The sequence below is a fragment of the Streptomyces sp. G5(2025) genome, assembly GCF_049542075.1.
Taxonomy (GTDB): Bacteria; Actinomycetota; Actinomycetes; order Streptomycetales; family Streptomycetaceae; genus Streptomyces.
In genome coordinates this window covers 158,217-176,183 of record NZ_JBMUZT010000006.1, presented here as the reverse complement: position 1 = coordinate 176,183, position 17,967 = coordinate 158,217, and the positions used below count along the sequence as shown (strand labels likewise).

The 17,967-nt window shown below is 71.5% G+C and carries 13 protein-coding genes and 1 riboswitch; of the genes, 5 read left to right on the top strand and 8 right to left on the bottom strand.

Annotated features, from left to right (window positions below; translation table 11 throughout):
- Nucleotides 1-47 precede the first annotated feature (47 nt).
- Nucleotides 48-270: riboswitch (cobalamin riboswitch) on the bottom strand.
- An 86-nt stretch (nucleotides 271-356) separates the two neighbouring features.
- Together proP and ACOBQB_RS11425 are read right to left on the bottom strand one after the other, a co-directional pair.
- The gene (gene proP / locus ACOBQB_RS11430; protein WP_423591126.1) at nucleotides 357-1,907 is read right to left on the bottom strand and encodes a glycine betaine/L-proline transporter ProP; all 1,551 of its coding nucleotides are present in this window, start codon (nucleotides 1,905-1,907) and stop codon (nucleotides 357-359) included.
- A gap of 390 nt (nucleotides 1,908-2,297) precedes the next feature.
- Complete coding sequence (locus ACOBQB_RS11425; RefSeq protein WP_423591124.1) at nucleotides 2,298-2,747, bottom strand: SRPBCC family protein; 450 nt, start codon at nucleotides 2,745-2,747, stop codon at nucleotides 2,298-2,300.
- A 199-nt stretch (nucleotides 2,748-2,946) separates the two neighbouring features.
- Between ACOBQB_RS11425 and ACOBQB_RS11420 the strand changes: the two genes are divergently transcribed.
- Entirely contained in the window at nucleotides 2,947-4,155 is a 1,209-nt protein-coding gene (locus ACOBQB_RS11420; RefSeq protein ID WP_423591122.1) for an ABC transporter substrate-binding protein, read from the top strand.
- A gap of 155 nt (nucleotides 4,156-4,310) precedes the next feature.
- Complete coding sequence (locus ACOBQB_RS11415; RefSeq protein WP_423591121.1) at nucleotides 4,311-5,249, top strand: trypsin-like serine peptidase; 939 nt, start codon at nucleotides 4,311-4,313, stop codon at nucleotides 5,247-5,249.
- Between the two features lie 30 nt (nucleotides 5,250-5,279).
- On the opposite strand, the gene ACOBQB_RS11410 is transcribed toward ACOBQB_RS11415, so the two are convergent.
- From ACOBQB_RS11410 to ACOBQB_RS11390, 5 genes are all read right to left on the bottom strand, one after another.
- The gene (locus tag ACOBQB_RS11410; RefSeq protein WP_423591119.1) at nucleotides 5,280-6,026 is read right to left on the bottom strand and encodes a DUF1838 family protein; all 747 of its coding nucleotides are present in this window, start codon (nucleotides 6,024-6,026) and stop codon (nucleotides 5,280-5,282) included.
- A 92-nt stretch (nucleotides 6,027-6,118) separates the two neighbouring features.
- Nucleotides 6,119-6,511 (bottom strand): hypothetical protein, encoded by a 393-nt coding sequence (locus ACOBQB_RS11405; protein WP_423591117.1) that lies wholly within the window; start codon nucleotides 6,509-6,511, stop codon nucleotides 6,119-6,121.
- Between the two features lie 90 nt (nucleotides 6,512-6,601).
- On the bottom strand, nucleotides 6,602-7,438 hold the full coding sequence (locus tag ACOBQB_RS11400) for a hypothetical protein (RefSeq protein ID WP_423591115.1): 837 nt from the start codon (nucleotides 7,436-7,438) through the stop codon (nucleotides 6,602-6,604).
- Between the two features lie 92 nt (nucleotides 7,439-7,530).
- Nucleotides 7,531-8,088, bottom strand: a complete 558-nt coding sequence (locus ACOBQB_RS11395; RefSeq protein WP_423591114.1) for a carboxymuconolactone decarboxylase family protein — start codon at nucleotides 8,086-8,088, stop codon at nucleotides 7,531-7,533.
- 99 nt (nucleotides 8,089-8,187) lie between these two features.
- Nucleotides 8,188-9,642, bottom strand: coding sequence for a CoA transferase (locus ACOBQB_RS11390; protein ID WP_423591112.1), 1,455 nt, complete (start codon nucleotides 9,640-9,642; stop codon nucleotides 8,188-8,190).
- Nucleotides 9,643-9,816: 174 nt separating this feature from the next.
- Here ACOBQB_RS11390 and ACOBQB_RS11385 point away from each other — a divergent pair, with 174 nt between their 5' ends.
- The 3 genes from ACOBQB_RS11385 to ACOBQB_RS11375 are packed head-to-tail and all read left to right on the top strand — an operon-like array spanning nucleotide 9,817 to nucleotide 16,264.
- Complete coding sequence (locus ACOBQB_RS11385; protein ID WP_423591110.1) at nucleotides 9,817-10,080, top strand: acyl carrier protein; 264 nt, start codon at nucleotides 9,817-9,819, stop codon at nucleotides 10,078-10,080.
- Between the two features lie 23 nt (nucleotides 10,081-10,103).
- On the top strand, nucleotides 10,104-14,663 hold the full coding sequence (locus ACOBQB_RS11380) for a type I polyketide synthase (protein WP_423591108.1): 4,560 nt from the start codon (nucleotides 10,104-10,106) through the stop codon (nucleotides 14,661-14,663).
- Nucleotides 14,660-16,264: a long-chain-fatty-acid--CoA ligase gene (locus ACOBQB_RS11375; protein ID WP_423591107.1), complete on the top strand. Its 1,605-nt coding sequence runs from the start codon at nucleotides 14,660-14,662 to the stop codon at nucleotides 16,262-16,264. The genes ACOBQB_RS11380 and ACOBQB_RS11375 overlap by 4 nt, the downstream gene beginning before the upstream one ends.
- Before the next feature lie 88 nt (nucleotides 16,265-16,352).
- Here ACOBQB_RS11375 and ACOBQB_RS11370 read toward each other — a convergent pair whose 3' ends face one another.
- Nucleotides 16,353-17,813, bottom strand: a complete 1,461-nt coding sequence (locus ACOBQB_RS11370; RefSeq protein ID WP_423591105.1) for a flavin-containing monooxygenase — start codon at nucleotides 17,811-17,813, stop codon at nucleotides 16,353-16,355.
- Nucleotides 17,814-17,967 lie beyond the last annotated feature (154 nt).

The window sequence follows — 17,967 nt, the reverse complement described above, 5'->3', positions numbered from 1 at the left end:
GATCTGTACGCCGACCCACCCACGAGGTCACCGAGGTCTCCGCGCGCGTCGGCGCACGGGCAGTGGCAGGTCTTCGGACTCGCGGACCCGTCCGCCGGTCTCCCGGCGGACACCTACTGGCCGTCGCTTCCCGGACCCGGCCGGGTCCAGTGCGTATGACGGCTGTCGTTTCCGCTCACCGCTGCGGGGCAGTCCCGGATTCCCACCGGGTTCCCTCTTGCGACGCGCCTGTCTGGCGGACAGGGCGAACCAGCTGCACCCGTACCGTACACGCACACGTACCAGCACGTCTCCGCCTGTTGACGGCACAACGCTCGCCGCCCCGCACCACCCCGCCCCCGTCACTCCCCGCCCCGTCACTCCCCGCGTCCGCCGGACCTCTTGCTGTCGTCCCGCCCGCGCCCGCCGCGCGGATGCCACAGGCGCAGCCACACGTCACGCGCGTGGCGCCCCGCCTCCGCGCGGCTGCGCGCCACCAACTCGCGGGCCTCGTCCTGCGTCTCCACCATGGGCCCGGAGCCGCGCAGCGGCCGTCCGGCCGTCTCGTGCAGGAAGAACGTCGACACCAGGCCGATCGCGCCCGCCACCATCAAGTAGAAGGCGGGCACGAGGGTGTTGCCGGTGGAGTCGACCAGGTAGGAGGCGAGCAGCGGGGTGGTGCCGCCGAAGAGGGAGACGGAGATGTTGTACGAGATCGACAGGGCGCCGTACCGCAGACGCGTGGGGAACAGGGCGGGCAGTGTGGCCGCGGCCGTGCCCGCGAAGCAGACCAGGAGCAGACCGAGGATCGCGCACCCGAAGGCGGGCATGAGGATGCCGCCTTCTCGGATCAGCAGGAACGCCGGGACGGCGAGCACCATCAGCGCGATGCTGCCCGCCATGAACATCGGGCGTCTGCCCCACCGGTCCGAACTGCGGCCCACGGTGGTGATGGCGAGCGCCACCAGCAGCATGGTGCCGAGCACCAGCAGCTGCGCCGTGGTGTCGCTCTCTCCCAGCGTCACCGTCATGAAGGTGGGGAGATACGACGTCACCATGTAGTTCGTGACGTTGTAGAGCAGCACAAGCCCCATGCAGATCAGCACCGCCTGCCAGTGACGGGTGAAGATCTCCTTGAGACGGCCCTTGCCGGACTGGCGGGCCTGCTCGACGGGGTCGCTCTCGCCCCGCTGGTGGACGACTTCCCGCTCGGCCGCGGCGGACGCCGCCTCCTGCTGGAAAGCGGGCGTCTCCTCCAGCTTCACGCGCATGTACAGGCCGATGAGTCCGAGCGGCCCCGCGACGAAGAAGGGAATGCGCCAGCCCCAGCTCTCCATGCCGTCGGACCCGAGAGCCAGCGTGAGGACGGTGACCAGGCCGGAGCCCAGGGAGTAGCCGATGAAGGTGCCGAAGTCGAGCCAGCTGCCGAGGAATCCGCGCCGCTGGTCGGGCGCGTACTCGGCGATGTAGGTGGTGGCACCGGCGTACTCGCCGCCCGTGGAGAAACCCTGGACCAGCCGGCATACGAGGAGCAGCAGCGGGGCGGCGAATCCGATCGAGGCGTACGTGGGCAGCAGCCCGACCGCGAAGGTGCTCACGGCCATCATGATCATGGTCGCCGCGAGCACCCGCTGCCGGCCGATACGGTCACCGAGCGGCCCGAACACGAGCCCGCCCAGGGGCCGGACGAGAAACGCCGCGGCGAAGGTGGCGAAGGCGGCGACGACCTGGACGCCCGGCGAGCTGGCAGGGAAGAAGACCTTGCCGATCGTGCCCGCCAGATAGGCGTAGACGCCGAAGTCGAACCACTCCATGGTGTTGCCGAGCGCCGCGGCTGTCACCGCGCGTCGCACCTTGGGACGGTCCGAGACCATCACGTCCTCGGCGCTGAGCGCCTTCTTCCGGCGCCGCAGCAGCGTACGCGCCATGCGGTCCGTCGCCGAACGCGACGAGCGCGTGGCATCCGCCTCCGGCCCACGAGACTGGCGGGCCTTTCCACGCGGAAGGCCTTTCACCATGGAGTTTCTCTCCTCTGGTCGGCCGAGAAAGAGTCGTATCCACGCAAATTAGACCGAACCGGAAGGACCGGCAAATCGCCCGCCGGGGCGATGCGCTATAGTTGATCTTGCACTGGTCGCCGCGGTTCGCGGTGGCCGGCGATGCGTCGGTGGTCCAAGGAAAGACATCCCGCTTCCTGCGGGGAGATGCAGGTGCAAGGCCTGCCCGGCGCTCGACAGGGGCCCGTCCGCGTATGACGCGGACGGGCCCCTCGTATTACCGTCTGATGTGGGCGAGTCGAACTGCGATGTGGGGAACGGTCAGACCGCACCGCGCCAGGCGCCGGTCTCGCCGCCGCGCTGCTCGATGAACTTCTTGAACCGCCCCAGGTCGCCGGAGACCTGCCGCTTGACGAAGCCGAGCTTGTCGCCGACCGTCTCGGCCAGGCCCTCGGGGTCGTAGTCCAGCTGGAGCATGACCTTCGTCCGCGCGTCGCCCAAGCGGTGGAAGGTGACGACGCCGGCTTGCCTGGCCTGCCCGTCGACGGTGGTCCATGCCACGCGCTCGTCCGGGATCTGCTCGGTGATCGTGGCGTCGAACTCCCGCTCCACACCGCCGATCTTCGTCACCCAGTGGGTGAGCTTGTCGGTGCGCTGCTCGATCCGCTGCACGCCTTCCATGAACTCGGGGAACGTCTCGAACTGGGTCCACTGGTTGTAGGCCGTACGGACCGGCACGTCGACCTCGATGGATTCCTCGACTTGCGACATGGATGACACCTTTCCTCGTGGAACGCGCCCGGGCCCTTCCGCCGACGCCGGGCGGTGCGTCGTTTCCTCTCCCCGCGAGTGCCCAGGACCTGCGCTCTCACTCCCGTCCCGCACGCACGCATCACTCGTTCAGCCCTCTTGCGCCTGCCGGCCGGTGGGGAGTGTGGGGCGAACGGGACTCACACAGCGAGGAAACAGGATGAGCGACAGCGTTGTGAACGGTGGGCGGGAGCGGGTCCTCACGGTGGGTGTCGTCGTCGCCCGCACGGGACGGCTGACCAGTCTGGGCGACCCCCTGGACTTCGCCATGACCTTGCTGGAACCCGAACTGGCCGCGGCCGGCCCGCGCGGCTTCCGGATCCGGCTGGCGGGCCGGGACAGCCGTTCGTCCGCCGACGGCGCACGGCAGGCGGTGAAGGAACTCGTCCAGGACGAGAACGCCGCGATCATCGTGACCCTGGCCGGAACGCAGGTCCTGCCGGCCGTCGCGGACACCTGCGAGTCCATTGGGGTGCCATGCCTGTCGAGCACCTTCCCCTGGCAGGTCTACTACTACGGGCGAGGAGCGGACGCGGCGTGTCCCTTCGACTGGACGTACCACTTCTGCTGGGGGCTGGACGACATCGCCGAGACCTTCGCCGACCTGTGGGAAGAAGCGGGCGGCGCGGGACGGCAGAGAGTGGGCTGCCTGTGGAACGACGGCCCGCAGGGCGCCTGGTCGCGCCATCCCGAGCACGGTTTCGCACCGGCCGCCCGCGGCCGGGGACACCAGCTGGTGGAGCCCGGGCCGTACCAGGAGCCGGCCGTGGACCTCGATCGGCACGTCGCCGCGTTCCGGGACGCCGACGCCGCAGTCGTCACCAGCGCGGCCACCGGACAGGACCTGGCCCTCTTCCGTGCCCAGGCCGCCGAGAGCGGCTGGCAGCCCCGCCTGATCACCTGCTCACGATGGCTGGCCTACCCGCCGTCCCCCACCGTCAGCGGCCGCCAGTCCGCCCAGGCCGACGTGGCCACCCTCGTGTACTGGACCCCGGGCCACCCCTATCGCTCGTCCCTCGACGGCACGACCGCGGCCCAACTGGCGGAGTCCTACGAGCAGTTGACGGGACGGCAGTGGTTGCAGCCTCTCGGCCTGGCCTACGCCCTGTTCGAGGTCGCCGCACACGCTCTGACGACCGCCGACGACCCCACCGACCGTCGGTCCGTGGCCGCCGCCCTGAGCAGAGGCCGCCTCGACACCATCGCCGGCCACCTCGACTGGACCGGCGGGCCCGTGCCCAACATCGCCACCGTGCCCCTGGCCGGCGGGCAGTGGCAAACCGGCACACGACACGACTACGAACTCGCGGTCGTCACACCCGGCAGAGCGGACGGGGTCCGCGTCAACGGCGACCTCCGGACAGGTTGAGCAAAGGAGGTGGCAGGTCCCGTAGCTGTGCCCGGAGCCGCGGGCGTGCATGTCACAGGTCGTCGACAACGGAACCGGACAGGCGGATTCCCTCCTCTTGCAGGGCGGCCCGACGGCCATGTCCGCTTCCCGCCCCAGCCAAGGAGACATCCGCTGTGACCGAGACACCCGCTTCCGTGACCGGACGTCCGTACCGCCGGATCACGGGACTCGCCGTGGCCGGCATGGTGCTCGCCCTCACCGCTCCGGCCGCCCCGGCGACGGCCACCCCGGCAACGGCCGTCGCGGGCCGGGCCCGTGCCGCCGCGGCCGACCCCGTCTCCGTCATGAAGTACACCGCCGCCGAACGCCGGGACGCCCTCGCCTACTGGACAGCCGCCCGCATGAAGGCAGTCGGCAAGTCCGTGGAGCTCGGCCCGACCGGACCGAAGGCCAAGCCGTGGCGGGGCACCTCCCTCAAGACCGTGGGGCGGCTCTTCTTCGTCAACGCGAACGGCGCCGACACCTGGTGCACGGCCACCGCCGTGAAGAGCGCCAACCGCTCCGCCGTCATGACCGCGGCACACTGCGTACGGCGCGGTTCCTCCCCGTACAACACCAACAGCTCGATGGTGTTCGTCCCCGGTTACCACAAGGGCCAGAAGCCGCACGGCGTGTTCGCGGTCCGCCAGGCCCTGGCCCCGCGCACCTGGGAGAAGGACTCCACCAACGACATGTCCGCCCTGGTCGTCGACGCCGACAAGAGCGGCCGCAAGCTCACCGACGTCGTGGGCGGCCAGGCCATCGCCTTCAACCGCCCCGTAGGTGACAAGGTCTCCGCCTTCGGCTACTCCGCGACCCGCCCGCAGCTCGGCGAGGAACTCCTGCGCTGCGTCGGCACGGCGAAGAAGAAGAGCGGCTTGCAGGCCATCCCCTGTGACATGAGCGGCGGATCCAGCGGCGGCCCGTGGCTGGCCGACTTCAAGTCCTCTACCGGCAAGGGCGTGTTGATCTCGGTCAACAGCGCGCTGGACTCCCTGACCCCGACCGAGATGCGCGCAGAGGTGCTGGGCGCCACGGCGAAGAAGGTGTACGACCGGGCACAGCACGCCTGACGCGGGGGCGCGCAGCCGTCGCGGCGGCGGCTACTTCGGCGGGTTGAGCTTGCGGAAGTACGTCCAGCTGGTCTCGTTCGGCTCGCTCCACTTCTCCGGTGCCCGCGCGAACTGCGGGTGGTGGCCGGCGACGTAGGCCCGGGCCTGCTCGGGGACTTCGGCGTACGACCCGAGCTTGCGGCCCCGGCAGTGGAAGGTGAGGCCGCCGGGCTCTTGGCCGCGGGCCATCCACGGGAGCCACGGGGACATCCGGGTCCACGACATGGTGGCCGGAACGCTCGGCGCCGGGCCGGCCAGGTCGGCGCGGTCGGCGAAGAACTGGAAGAGCTCCAGGGCCTTGTACGTGTCACCGGCCGAGTGGACGGGGTACTGCGCCACCGGCAGCGGCGAAGGGTAGGCGAGCGGTATCTCCAGGCTGAAGCAGACCTGTCCGCCGAGCTCGGTCGTCGGGATCGGGAAGGGGCGCCACTTCTGGTTCGCCGGGTCGTTCCATATGTGCACCACCGGCAGGTCCTGCCAGGTCTCCAGGATCTCGCGGCTGGTGGGGTCCAGGTAGAAGCCGACTTCCCGGCTGAGCAGTTGGTACGCGTCGGGACCGGCCTCGGCGTCCTGGACCAGGCGCGCGACGTTCAGTCCTTCGAAGCCGAAGACGTGCTGGTAGGGCTCATCGGGGGCCCAGGAGTACACGTCTCCGGACCACCAGTAGGTGACCTCCTCGCCGTCGAGCGAGGCGCGGGTGCGGGCGAAGGAGCGCAGCAGCTCCGAGGGTGTCGTCATACGGAGTACTCTGCGCGATCGCCGCCCGGCCCGGCGGCCCGGGCCCGGCAAGGGCCGAAAGAGACGGCCCCGGCCGGGGGGACAGGTACGACTCAGGCGCGTACGAAGTCGGCGCGGCCGAGCATGTCGAACCGGGTGACGCGCGCGGGCGCGTGCCGGGAGCCGCACCGGGGGGTCAGGTCCGTCAGCCGCCTGTTGTCGTCGCCGAACGTGAGACGGGCGCGCCAGTCGCCGTTCCCGTACTCGACCACCCGGAACGCGAAGGGGCGCGCCGCTCCAGTGCGGGAGGTGAGCGTGGCCGTGCCGTTCTTCCGGAACTCGAAGGTGCCGCGTTGCTTCGCGTCCTTGTACGTTCCGACCCAGGCCGCCTTGTGGCTTCCGCACGCCGCGGCTTGAGGGGCCTGGGCCCGGTCACCGGCGGCGGCCGGCACCGCGGCCACGAACGTCGACAGAACTGCGCAGGCACTGACGAGGGAGCGACGCATGAGGTTTCCTTCGGGTGGGGCCGACCGGCCGTACGGGCCCGGGCGAGACGCTGACGGCACGCCAGAATACTACCTACCGTCATCGCATCATTACTGTGCGCGAGGGCCGCCCAGGAGCCGGTGGAGGGAGGCCGTCATGCTGGTGACGAAGGCGGCGCGGGTCGTGTCGTCGACAAGGTCCAGGGACAGGTAGGGGTTGAGGTCCTCCAGCTCGACCAGGAGGAGGTCGCCCTCCTGGGTACGACAGGCGTCCACGCGCTGGATGCCGTGATCGAGGGTGTTCCAGTCGATGAAACGGTGGGCGAAACCGAGATCGGCGTCCGTGGGCCGGTAGGGCTCAAGGGCCCAGCGACGCTGCGGGTCGGGCGCGTGGAGGGCGTACTGGAAGGCGTCGTCGACGTAGTAGAACGACACCTCGTAGCGGAAGTCGACGCGGGGCTGGACCAGGACGTCGCCGTAGGCGAGCCCGTCCAGTTGGTCACGGGACACGAAGCGGAGGCCGATGGAGTCCGCCCCCGCCTTCGGCTTGACCACGTACTGGCCTGCCTCGGGCAGCGCGCCCAGGTCCTCGCGCCGGTCGACGGTGGGGATGACCGGGTACCCGGCGGCCGTCAGGTCCAGCAGGTACTGCTTGCCGGCCATGTCGGCCCTGCCGGACAGCGGGTTGTAGACCCGGGTCCCGCGCGCCGCGGCCCGGTCCCGGAAGGCGTCGTACTCCTTCTGGTAGTGCAGCACGGGGCCGCTGTTGCGGACCACGACCGCGTCGAAGGAGTCCATCAGGGCGGCGGCGTCCAGCGGATGGCACAGCGCGATGTCGAAGTCGTTCCGCAGCCGCGACGACAGGAAGATGTCCTCGTCGCAGTAACGCCGCCCTCGCGCCTCGTAGGCGAGATCGGTCACGAACAGAACGCTGGGGCGGCGGGGCACTGATGTCTCCTGGGTCGGTGATCACCAAACCTACTCAAGCCGTGCGCACCGCCCCGCGCCGGGGGCCCGCCTCCGCGCCCCCTCCCCGCAGATCAGTGGCTGTGCATCGTCTGGGCCATGCGTACCAGCTCGTCGGTCTGCGCCGCGTCGATCTCGACGTCCAGGACGGTGCAGACGCGGGCCAGCAGGTAGTAGAAACCCGCCAGGACGAGGGTCTCGACGATCTGCTCCGCGGAGTAGTGGGCGGCCACGGCCGCGTGGCGGGCGTCGTCCACGAGCGGCGAGGCCGCCGCGGCCGCGGCGAAGCTCACGAGCGCCCGCTGGGCCTCGGTGAAGACGTCGGCGTCGTACCGCCTGTGGCGCAGGGCCTCGCGCTGTGCGTCGGTGACACCCGCGGCCCGGGAGATGGGGACGTGCTGCGCCCACTCGTACTCGGCCTCGAAAGCGGTGGCGTAGGTGAGGATGAGCAGTTCGCGGTCGATCGCGCTGAGGCTGCCCTCGGCGAAGAGCGCGGCGCCCAGGCGGGCTATCTGCGTCACCGAACGGGGTGCGTGACCGAGTATCCGGTACACGTTGATGATGCGTCCCTGGCTGAGGGAGCGCAGGGCTTCGGGCAGGGCCTCGGTGTCGAGGCAGGGGATGCGGGACATGTGAGGGCTCCTTGGCAGGGGCCGGCATGTGAGGCCGGCGCGGGGCGGGTGAGTCAGGTGAGTCACAAGGGAGGGCGGGGACGGGGGCGCGTGGGGATGTCAGGCCGCCCGGTCGTCGTACCAGCGCGGCTGCGACGAGCCGCGCGGGACCAGGAGTTGACCGCGCCAGGCGGGCGGGGTCTCGCTCAGGCTGACCGGCGGCGCGACCAGGGAGAGGTCGCCGAGCGGGGTGGCCCGGGTGAGGCGCCGGGGCGGCGGCAGCGGAGTCGAGGGCAGCAGCCGCTCGGACTCCGAGCGCGTGAACGTGCCCAGCTGCCACGCCCAGTTGGCGACACCGGCCAGGGAGACCCGGACCCGGTAGCTGCCGCCCTCGTGCGCGCGGCGCAGGACCGCGCTCATGACGCCGGCGGCGGCGAGATAGGCGGCCAGGTAGTCGTTGAGCATGCGGCCGGGCGGCAGTTGAGGGCGTCCATCCCGCCGTTCGCTCCAGTTGACGCCGGTCAGCGCCTGGGCGTGCTGGTCGAAGCCGCCGCGGTCCTGCCACGGGCCGCTGTGGCCGTAGCAGCGTACGGATACGTGGATGATGCCGGGGGAGATCTCGGCGCACTCCTCGGGGGTCAGTCCGAGCCGGGCCATCTTGGAGGGCCGGTGGTTGTGCACGAAGACGTCCGCGGTGCGCAGCAGTTCGTCGAAGGCGCGGCGGCCGTCGCCGTCGGCGCCCAGGGCGAGCCGGGCCGAGCGCAGGCCGACACCCGTCTCGTTCCAGCACAGGTCGTGGTCGAAGGCGTTCGGCTCGCACACATGCAGGACGTCGGCACCCTGTTCGGCGAGGACCCGCCCGGCCGCGGTGCCCGCGAAGACATGGGTGAACTGCAAGGAGCGCAGACCGGACAGCGGCTGGTTACCGGCCGGCAGCGGACGCGGCGGGGCGTCGCCCACGCGCTCGACGGCCACGAGGGGTTCGCCGAGAACGGCCCGGCCCTGCGGGTGGGCGAGGAACTCCTCCCGGCTGCGGACGATCGCCAGGGGCACACCCCGGGCGGCCGCCTCCTCCTCCAGCTCCCAGGAGATCCGGCCCGCGATGGCCGCGCCGATGTGCTCGCGGGTGTGCGCGGTGCCGAGCAGGTCGAGGAAGGTGTCGCGGGTGTGCGGGTAGCAGGCGATCGGGATGGCCCAGCGGTCGTCCGCGGTGCGGTACAGGTCCCACAGGGCCGGGGCGGGAGCGCCGCCGAGCCCCAGGACGCTGCCCATGTTGGAGCCGTAGCCGTTCAGGGTGTTGCCGCCGCCGAGGTAGGGCGTGAGCTGGTGCAGCGCCTGCCCGAGGTCCAGCCCCAGCCGCTGCGGGCGGCCCGTCGCGGCCTGCCAGATCTGGGCCGCGCCGACGGCGGAGGACAGCAGCGCGATGCCCATGGCCGAGCCGAGCCGGATGGTGGACGGCACCAGCGGGTCCTGTCCGTCCACGACGAGTTCGCTGACCGCGTCATGGCGCGAGAGGCCCAGCGTCTTGAGTGTCCTGTCTAATTCATCGACCAAGTCGAATTCATTTTCGTTCATGCCGGAAACATAACACCGATTCGACAGGGATAAACCATCCCGAAGATGTGAATCGGCCGCCATCGGACGTCATCAGTCGGCTATCAGGTCACCATCAGGAGTGACTGTTTCGATTTTGGTCAGCAGTCGATTCGCAGAGAGGCGGTGAGGTGGGTGTCGCATGATTTTCCCGCCATGGAGGAGCTGAGGCTCCTGCCCGAGCACGAGCGCCGGGAGCTCGTCGAGACCTTGGTCGTGGGGGAGTTCAGGAGCGCTCTCTTCATGACCCCGCACGATGAGTTCCCCCTGGACGCGGGCTTCCTCGACCTGGGGCTCACCTCACTGCGGCTGAGCGAGGTGAAGCTTTCCCTGGAGAAAAAGCTGGAGTGCGAGATTTCGACGGCCGCTCTTTTCGGTCACCCGACCGCCGGTCAGTTGATAGACCATCTCTGCGCGTGAACCACTTCCTGACCGGAGGGAAAATGTCGGACACACCGAACCCTACGGCGGCCGAGTTGGCCGCCGTACTCGCCGATTTACGAAGCAAGGAGGAAGCGCTCGCCGCCCTGGAACGCGAGAAATACGAACCCATAGCGATCGTGGGAATGGGGCTGCGCATTCCGGGCGGGAACAACGACGTCGGCACGTTCGCGCGATTCCTGCGCGAGGGCCGCTCGGGCGTCGGACCGCTGCCGGCGGACGAGCGCCGCCAACTGGCGCCGGACGACGGACACCTGCCGCCCGGCGGCTTCGTGCACGATGTCGACCGCTTCGACGCCGCCTTCTTCTCCATCTCGCCCAAGGAGGCCCCCTACATCGACCCGCAGCAGCGGCTGGCACTCCAGACGGCCTGGGAGGCGCTGGAGCACGCGGGCATCGACCCCACCTCCCTGCGGCACGGCGACACCGGCGTGTTCATGGGCGTCACCACCCTCGACTACATCTTCGAGTCCACCGACCTCGCCCCCGCCGACGTCGACGGCTACCTCGCGCCCGGCCTGACCCACAGCGCGGTCTCGGGCCGCCTGTCGTACTTCCTCGGCCTGCGCGGGCCGTGCATGACCGTCGACACCACCTGCTCCTCGTCGCTGACCGCCACCCACCTGGCCGTGCAGGCCCTGCGCGGCGGCGAGTGCGGGGTCGCGCTGAGCGGCGGCGTCAACGTCATCCACAACGCGCACAACCACACCATCCTGTCCCTGGGCGGCGTGCTCGCCGCCGACGGGCAGTGCAAGACCTTCGACGAACGGGCCGACGGCTACGCCCGCGCCGAGGGCTGCGGCGTCCTCGTCCTCAAGCGACTGTCCGACGCGCGACGGGACGGCGACACCGTCCACGCCCTGATCCGCGGCTCCGCGGTCGGCCAGGACGGCGAGAGCGCGGGCCTCGTCGCCCCCAACGGCGCCGCCCAGGAACAGGTCATGCGTTCAGCCCTGGCCCGCTGCCGCCTCCAACCCGGCGACATTCAGTACGTCGAGGCCCACGGCACCGGCACCGCGCTCGGCGACCCCACGGAGATGGACGCCATCAGCGACGTGTTCGCCGACTCGCACACCAACGCCCGGCCCATGGTGGTCGGGTCGCTGAAGACGAACATCGGCCACATGGAGGGCGCGGCCGGTGTCGGCTCGATCATCAAGGCGGCGCTCCAGCTGCGGGAGCGGACGGTCTTCCCCCACCTGAACCTCGTCACCCCCTCCCGGCGCATCGCCTGGGACGAGGCGCCCGTCACCGTCCCGACGGAACTGCGCCCCTGGCCCGGCACGGGCACCGGGCGCGCGATGGTGAACGGCTTCGGGGTCACGGGCACGATCGCCTCCGTCGTCCTTGAAGAGGCGCCGGCCATCACGGCCGAGGCACCCGACGAGGACGCCGCCGACGAGTGCCCCAGCGCCCTACTCACCCTCTCCGCCAAGAGCCGCACCTCACTGCGCAAGCTCGCCGAGCGCTACCTCGACCACCTGGAACAGCACCCCGACACCCCGCTCGCCGACCTGTGCCGGACCTCCAACACCGGCCGCGCGCACTTCCGTCACCGCATCGCCGAGGTCGTGGGCGACCGGGACGACGCCGTCCGGGCGCTGGGCAGGCGCACCGCCTCCCTGGCGGCGGGCGCCACCCGCGGCGGCTCGGCCGGCGCCCCGAAGGTGGCGTTCCTCTTCTCCGGCACCGGCACGCAGTACCCCGGCATGGGCGCCGCGCTCTACCGGCAGTACCCCGTCTTCCGCGCCGCTCTGGACGAGTGCGACGCCATTCTGACTCCGCTGCTCGGCGTACCCCTCGGCGAGCTGGTCCGCGGCGAGTGCGAGGCGCCCGAGCGCATCCACGAACCCCGCTGCCTCCAGCCCGCGCTGTTCAGTTTCGAATACGCGATGGCCCGGCTGTGGCTGTCCTGGGGCGTGCGCCCCTCGGTGCTGATGGGCCACAGTCTGGGCGAGTTCGCCGCGGCCGCGGTGGCCGGGCTGTTCTCGCTCCAGGACGGGGCCCGGCTGGTGGCCGCCCGAGGACGGCTGAGCGAGGCACTGCGCAGCAAAGGCGGCATGGCGGCGGTCGGCGCACCGGCCGCCGAGGTCGCCCCCCTCGTCGAGGGCTACCCGGACCTGTCGATCGGCGCCGTCAACGGCCCCGGCCAGTGCCTGCTCACCGGCGGCGACGCGTCGCTGGCCGACGCGGGCCGCCGCCTGACCGAACGCGGCGTCAAGGTCACACCGCTGCGGGGCGCGGTGCCCTACCACTCGCCGCTGATGGCTGAAATCGTCGACGAGTTCCGCGAGGTGCTCGCCACCGTCGAGTTCCGCATGCCGACCATGGCCGTCGTGTCCAACGTGACCGGACGCGTGGCCCGCGGCCGGCAGATGGCCGACCCTGAGTACTGGATCAGGCATCTGCTCGAACCGGTGCGGTTCGAGGCGGGTGTCCAGGCGGTCGACCAGCGCGGGCGCCACGTCTTCGTCGAACTCGGCCCCTCGGCCGCGCTCACCGCGCTGGCCAGGTCCTCGGCCGGCGACGCCGACCACGTCTGGCTGAGCAGCACCTTCCGCGACGACCACGACGGCGACATGATCCGCCGGTCCCTGGCCAAGGCGTACGAGGCGGGCGTGCCGGTCTCCTGGGCCGGCTACCACGAGGGCGCGCCGCGGCGCCGGGTCCCCCTGCCGTCGTACGCCTTCGACGTCAAGCGGTACTGGCTGCCCACCCCGCAGCGCCGGGCCGCCGAGGCCGCCTGGCAGGCGGAGCGGACTCCGGAGGGCGAACGGGGCGCCGGTGGCGGCCTGTTCTACGAGCAGCACTGGGTCTCCCAGGCCCTGCCCGGTACTCGGCGCGAGGGGCGGCGCGTACTCGTCGTGGGGGACACGGCCCGGCTGCCGCGCGGGCTCGCCGAGGCGGCCGCCGCGGACGGTGTCGCCCTCGCCGTCGCCGCCGACCCGACGGCCCTGGCCGATGCGCTGGACGGCGAGCCGCCGACCGACGTGTGCTGGCTGTGGCGTCCAAGCGCGGGCCAGGGCGAGGGCACCGGAGCGGCCCTGCTGCGCGCCGAATGCGAGGCCAACTTCCGTGAGCTGCTCGCTGTACTGGACACCCTGGCCCGCAAGGGCTTCGGGCGCGGCCAGCGGCTGTGGCTGGTCACCGAGGGCGCGCAGCACCTGCCCGGCGACAAGGGCACCGACCCGGCGGCCGCCGCCACCCTGTGGGGCTTCGGCCGGGCCCTCGCCCTGGAGTACCCCGGATACCGGGCGACCCTCGTGGACCTGCGACCCGGCACGGTCGGCGCCGATGGCATCGATGGCGCCCATGGCACCGATCGCCCCGACGGGCCCGCCGACGCCGCCGGTCTGGTGGGGGAGTGGCTGGCCGCCGGGGAGAACGAACCGGAGATCGTCCACCGCGACGGCGAGCGCTGGGTGCGCCGCCTGCGTACCGCCGATCCGGTGCCCGCGGACTCCCGGCCCCTCACCGTCCGCCCCGACCGCACGTATGTGGTGGCCGGCGCCACGGGCATGGTCGGCGGGGCCCTCGCACGCCGCCTTGCCGCCCTGGGCGCCCGCCACCTGGCGCTGCTGAGCCGTACCGGCGGCCCGGCCCCCGCCCTGGGGGACGGCGTCACAGTGAGCCTCCACGCCTGCGACCTCGGCTCCGAGCAGGACGTGACCCGGGTCCTGGCCGAACTCGCCGACACCGCGCCCCCGTTGGGCGGCGTGATCCACGCCGCGCAGGAGGCCGCGCGGGACCTGCCGCTCGCCGAGCAGACCTGGGAGAGCCTGGACGCCGTCTTCCGCACGAAGGTCTACGGCGCCTGGCTGCTGCACGAGGCCACCGCACACCTGCCCGAGCTCGACTTCTTCCTCGGCTGCTCCACCGCCGGCGCTCTGCTCGGCGCCGCCACCCAGACCGGCGCCGGAGCGGGCAACGCCTTCCTCGACCACCTCATGGCACAGCGCGGCGGCGCGGGCCTGCCCGCCACCGCCGCCAACTGGGGGCCGTGGGCGCCCACGGAGCCCGGCCGGCAGCTCAGTTCCTCCCTGATCCGCAGCTGGGAGGGCCAGGGCATCACGCTTCTGGACGAGGACGAGGCCACCGGCGCGCTGCCTCAGCTGCTGGACGCCGGGCGTACCCACATCCTCATGGGCCACTGCGACTGGCACCGCTTCGTGGCCCGCAGGGCACCGAGCGCGCTCTTCGCGGAGCTGGTCCCGGGTGGTGCCGAAGGCGGGGCGCGGAGCGGCCCCGGCGCGCTGACCGACGCCCCCGGAGACACCCGTACGGCCGGGATCAACGCGATCGTACGGACCCGGCTCGCGGACGTCCTGCGCTTCGATTCGGCCGACGACCTGGAACCCGACGCCGAACTGGCCGCCCTCGGCATGGACTCGCTCAACGCGGTCGAGATCCGCAGCTCGCTGGAGGCCGCCTTCAGGGTCACGCTGCCGGCCTCCGTCACCTTCGACCGGCCCAGCGTGGACCTGCTCACCGAATACATCGAAGAGCTGCTGTCCGGTGCCGAGGCACCGGCGCACGAGGCACGAACGGGAGCACACCGATGACCACCGGGAACATACCGATGACCGCGACGCCGCGCGCGCGGACCCTTCAGAAAGTGATCGCGCGGCAGGCCGCCCTCCGCCCCAACCAGCCGGCCGTCGTCTGCTCCGGCCGGACGCTCACCTACCGGGAGCTGGACCGGGAGAGCGAGCGCACGGCCCGGGTCCTGCGCGCGTCCGGCGTCGGGCCCGGCTCCCGCGTGGGCTACCTCGGCAAGGAGGCCGTGGAGTACTGGGAACTGGCCTTCGCCTGCGCCCGCACGGGCGCGGTCCTCGTCCCGGTCAACTGGCGCCTGACCGCGCAGGAGGTGGACCACATCCTGCGCGATTCCACCACCGAGGTGCTCCTCGTGGACGAGGAACACCTGTCCGTGGCCACCGAGGTGCGCAAGGGGCTGCCCACGCTGCGGACCGTGCTGTGCCTGGACGCCCACGCCGCCGACGCCGAGTCCCTGGCCGCCCGCAAGAGCGCGCGGTCCACCGGGACCGCCGCGGAGGCATCCGAAAGCGGGGCGGCGGACGGTGACGAGAACAACCCCGTCGTGCAGATCTACACCAGCGGCACCAGCGGCCTGCCCAAGGGCGTCGTCCTCGCCCACCGCAGCTTCTTCAACGTCGCCGAGGCGATGGAGGACCACGGCCTCGACTGGCTCGACTGGCGGCCCGGCGACCGCAGCCTGATCGGCCTGCCCGGCTTCCACATCGGCGGCCTCTCGTACGGCATGCAGGCGTTCAACGCCGGTGCCACGGTGGTCTCCCTGCCCGCCTTCATCAGCTCCGACGCGGTACGCGTGATCGAGGAGGAGCGGGTCACCACCGCCATCGTGGCCCCCGCCATGCTGGAGCTGATGCTCGCCGAACCGGCCGCGGCCAGGGGCGCCCTCGGCTCCCTGCGCAAGGTGGTCTACGGCGGCTCCCCGATCGGCGAGGACCTGCTGAGCCGGGCGATCGACGTCCTGGACTGCGACTTTCTCCAGATCTACGGCAGCAGTGAGACCGGCAACTTCGCCGTCTGCCTGCCGCCCGCCGACCATGTGCCCGGCAGCCCGCGGCTGCGCGCCGCGGGTCGGCCGTACCCGGGCATCGAAGTGCGTGTCGAGGACTCCGAGGGCAAGGAGCTGCCGGTCGGGGAGGTGGGGGAGATATGTGTGCGCACGCCCGCCCGGATGCTCGGCTACTGGCGGCTGCCCGAGGCCACCGAGCGCACGGTGGTGGACGGCTGGGTGCACATGGGGGACGCCGGATATCTGGACGAGGACGGCTACGTCCATGTACGCGACCGGGTCAACGACATGATCATCGTGGCCGGGGAGAACGTCTACCCGGCCGAGATCGAGGACGCCCTCGCCCGGCACCCCGCGGTGGCCGGGGCGGCCGTGGTGGGCCTGCCGCACGAGCGGTGGGGGGAGTCCGTGCACGCCCGGGTGGTCCTGGCCGCGGGGCAGCGGGCCGGGGCCCGGGACCTGCTGCTGTTCCTGCGCGGCCGCCTCGCGGACTTCAAGATGCCCACGTCGTACGACTTCGCCGAGGCACTGCCCCGTAACCCCAGCGGCAAGGTCCTGCGGCGGGCGGTGCGCGACGAACTCGCCGCGGCGAAGGGCTGACCGGCTCACACGTGGCGGTGGCCCCGTCCCCCTTCCGCGAGGGGGCGGGGCCACCGCCATATGCGTGTGGCTCGTGAGCAACGATGACCTATCCGTTGTAGTCCTGCGGCGCGAAGACCGCGGTTCGCTCCTGGTAACTCTCGATGCTGGACGGCCAGTTGTTGACCACGCGGCCCTCGTCCGTCGTGTACCAGCTCCCGCAGCCCGCGGCGAAGGCCGTGCCCGCGAGGTCCCGCTGGAGCTCCTCGTTGTAGCGCCGCTGCACGTCGGCGGCGACGTCCAGGGTGCGGTCCCGGCCGGCGTCGAGGACCCCGAGTGCCTGGAGCACGTAGTCGATCTGGCACTCCACCATGAACAGGATCGAGTGGTGGCCCAGGTTGGTGTTCGGTCCGTAGAGCATGAACATGTTGGGGAAACCGCTGACCGCCATGCCGAGATACGCCTCAGGGCCCTCCTTCCACGCCTCGCGCAGCGTCAGCAGGTCCCGTCCGACGATCTCCACGCCGCCGGTGCGGTCGAGCGGCTGGAAGCCGGTGGCGTGCACGATCACGTCGGCGTCGTACCGCCGCCCGCCCGTGGTCCGTATGCCCTCCGGCTCGATCCTGGCGATGGGCTCCGTCACCAGTTCGACGTTGTCGCGGGTCAGCGCCGGGTAGTAGTCGTCGCTGATCAGCACCCGCTTGCAGCCGAACGCGTGGTCGGGGGCGAGGCGGTCGCGGAGTCCGTCGTCGGCGACCTGCGCGGTCAAGTGCTCGCCCGCCACCCGCTGGAACTCGTCCCGCACCGGGTTGCCGTCGTCGCGCAGTCCGGCGGCCCAGCCGTCGCGCTCGCGGTACATGTCCTCGCGCAGAGCGGCGTAGCGGTGCGGTTCGGCGAGCAGCGCGGCGCGCTCGTCGTCCGGCAGTGCCCGGTCCTGGCGCGGCAGCAGGTAGTTGGCGGACCGCTGGAACACCGTCAGGCGCTCGGTGGCCCCCGCGATGGCGGGCACCAACTGGACGGCGCTGGCCGCGCTGCCGATACAGGCGACCCGCTTGCCCGTCACATCGAGGTCGGCGGGCCAGCGGGCCGTGTGCACCTGAGTTCCGGCGAAGTCGTCCACGCCCTCGACACGCGCCCAGGCCGGCCGGTCGAGCTGTCCCCACGCCGTGATCAGCACGTGGGCCCTCAGCCGTTCACCGCGCGAGGTGCGCAAGAGCCAGCGGCTGTCCTCGTCCGACCATGTGGCCTGGGTGACCTCCACGCCGAACCGGATGTGCTCGTCCAACCGGTGGTGCGTGGCGAACCGCTGGAGGTTGCGCAGGATCTCCGGCTGACCGGCGTAGGTGCGGCTCCAGTCCGGCTGCTCGCCGAAGGAGTACCAGTACAGGTGGGACTGCACGTCGCAGGCCGCGCCCGGGTATGTGTTGTCGCGCCAGGTTCCGCCGATCGAGCCGGCCTTCTCCAGAACCGTGAACGCGTCCCGACCGGCCTCCTTGAGGCGGGCGGCCATGCCGAGGCCGGACATCCCCGCGCCGATGATGACGACCTCAAAGTCCTCGTCCATAGTCATGAGCCTTTCCCTCGCAGGTGCCTCTTCCGTGGCCCACCCTGGCGAGCGGTGCTGACCGACGGCTGAAGGGCGGCTGATGGATCGGAATTCGGCAGGGATGTCGACCGGGGCAGCGGAAAGTATGTGCCATGCGTGGCGGGCCGCAATAACGCCT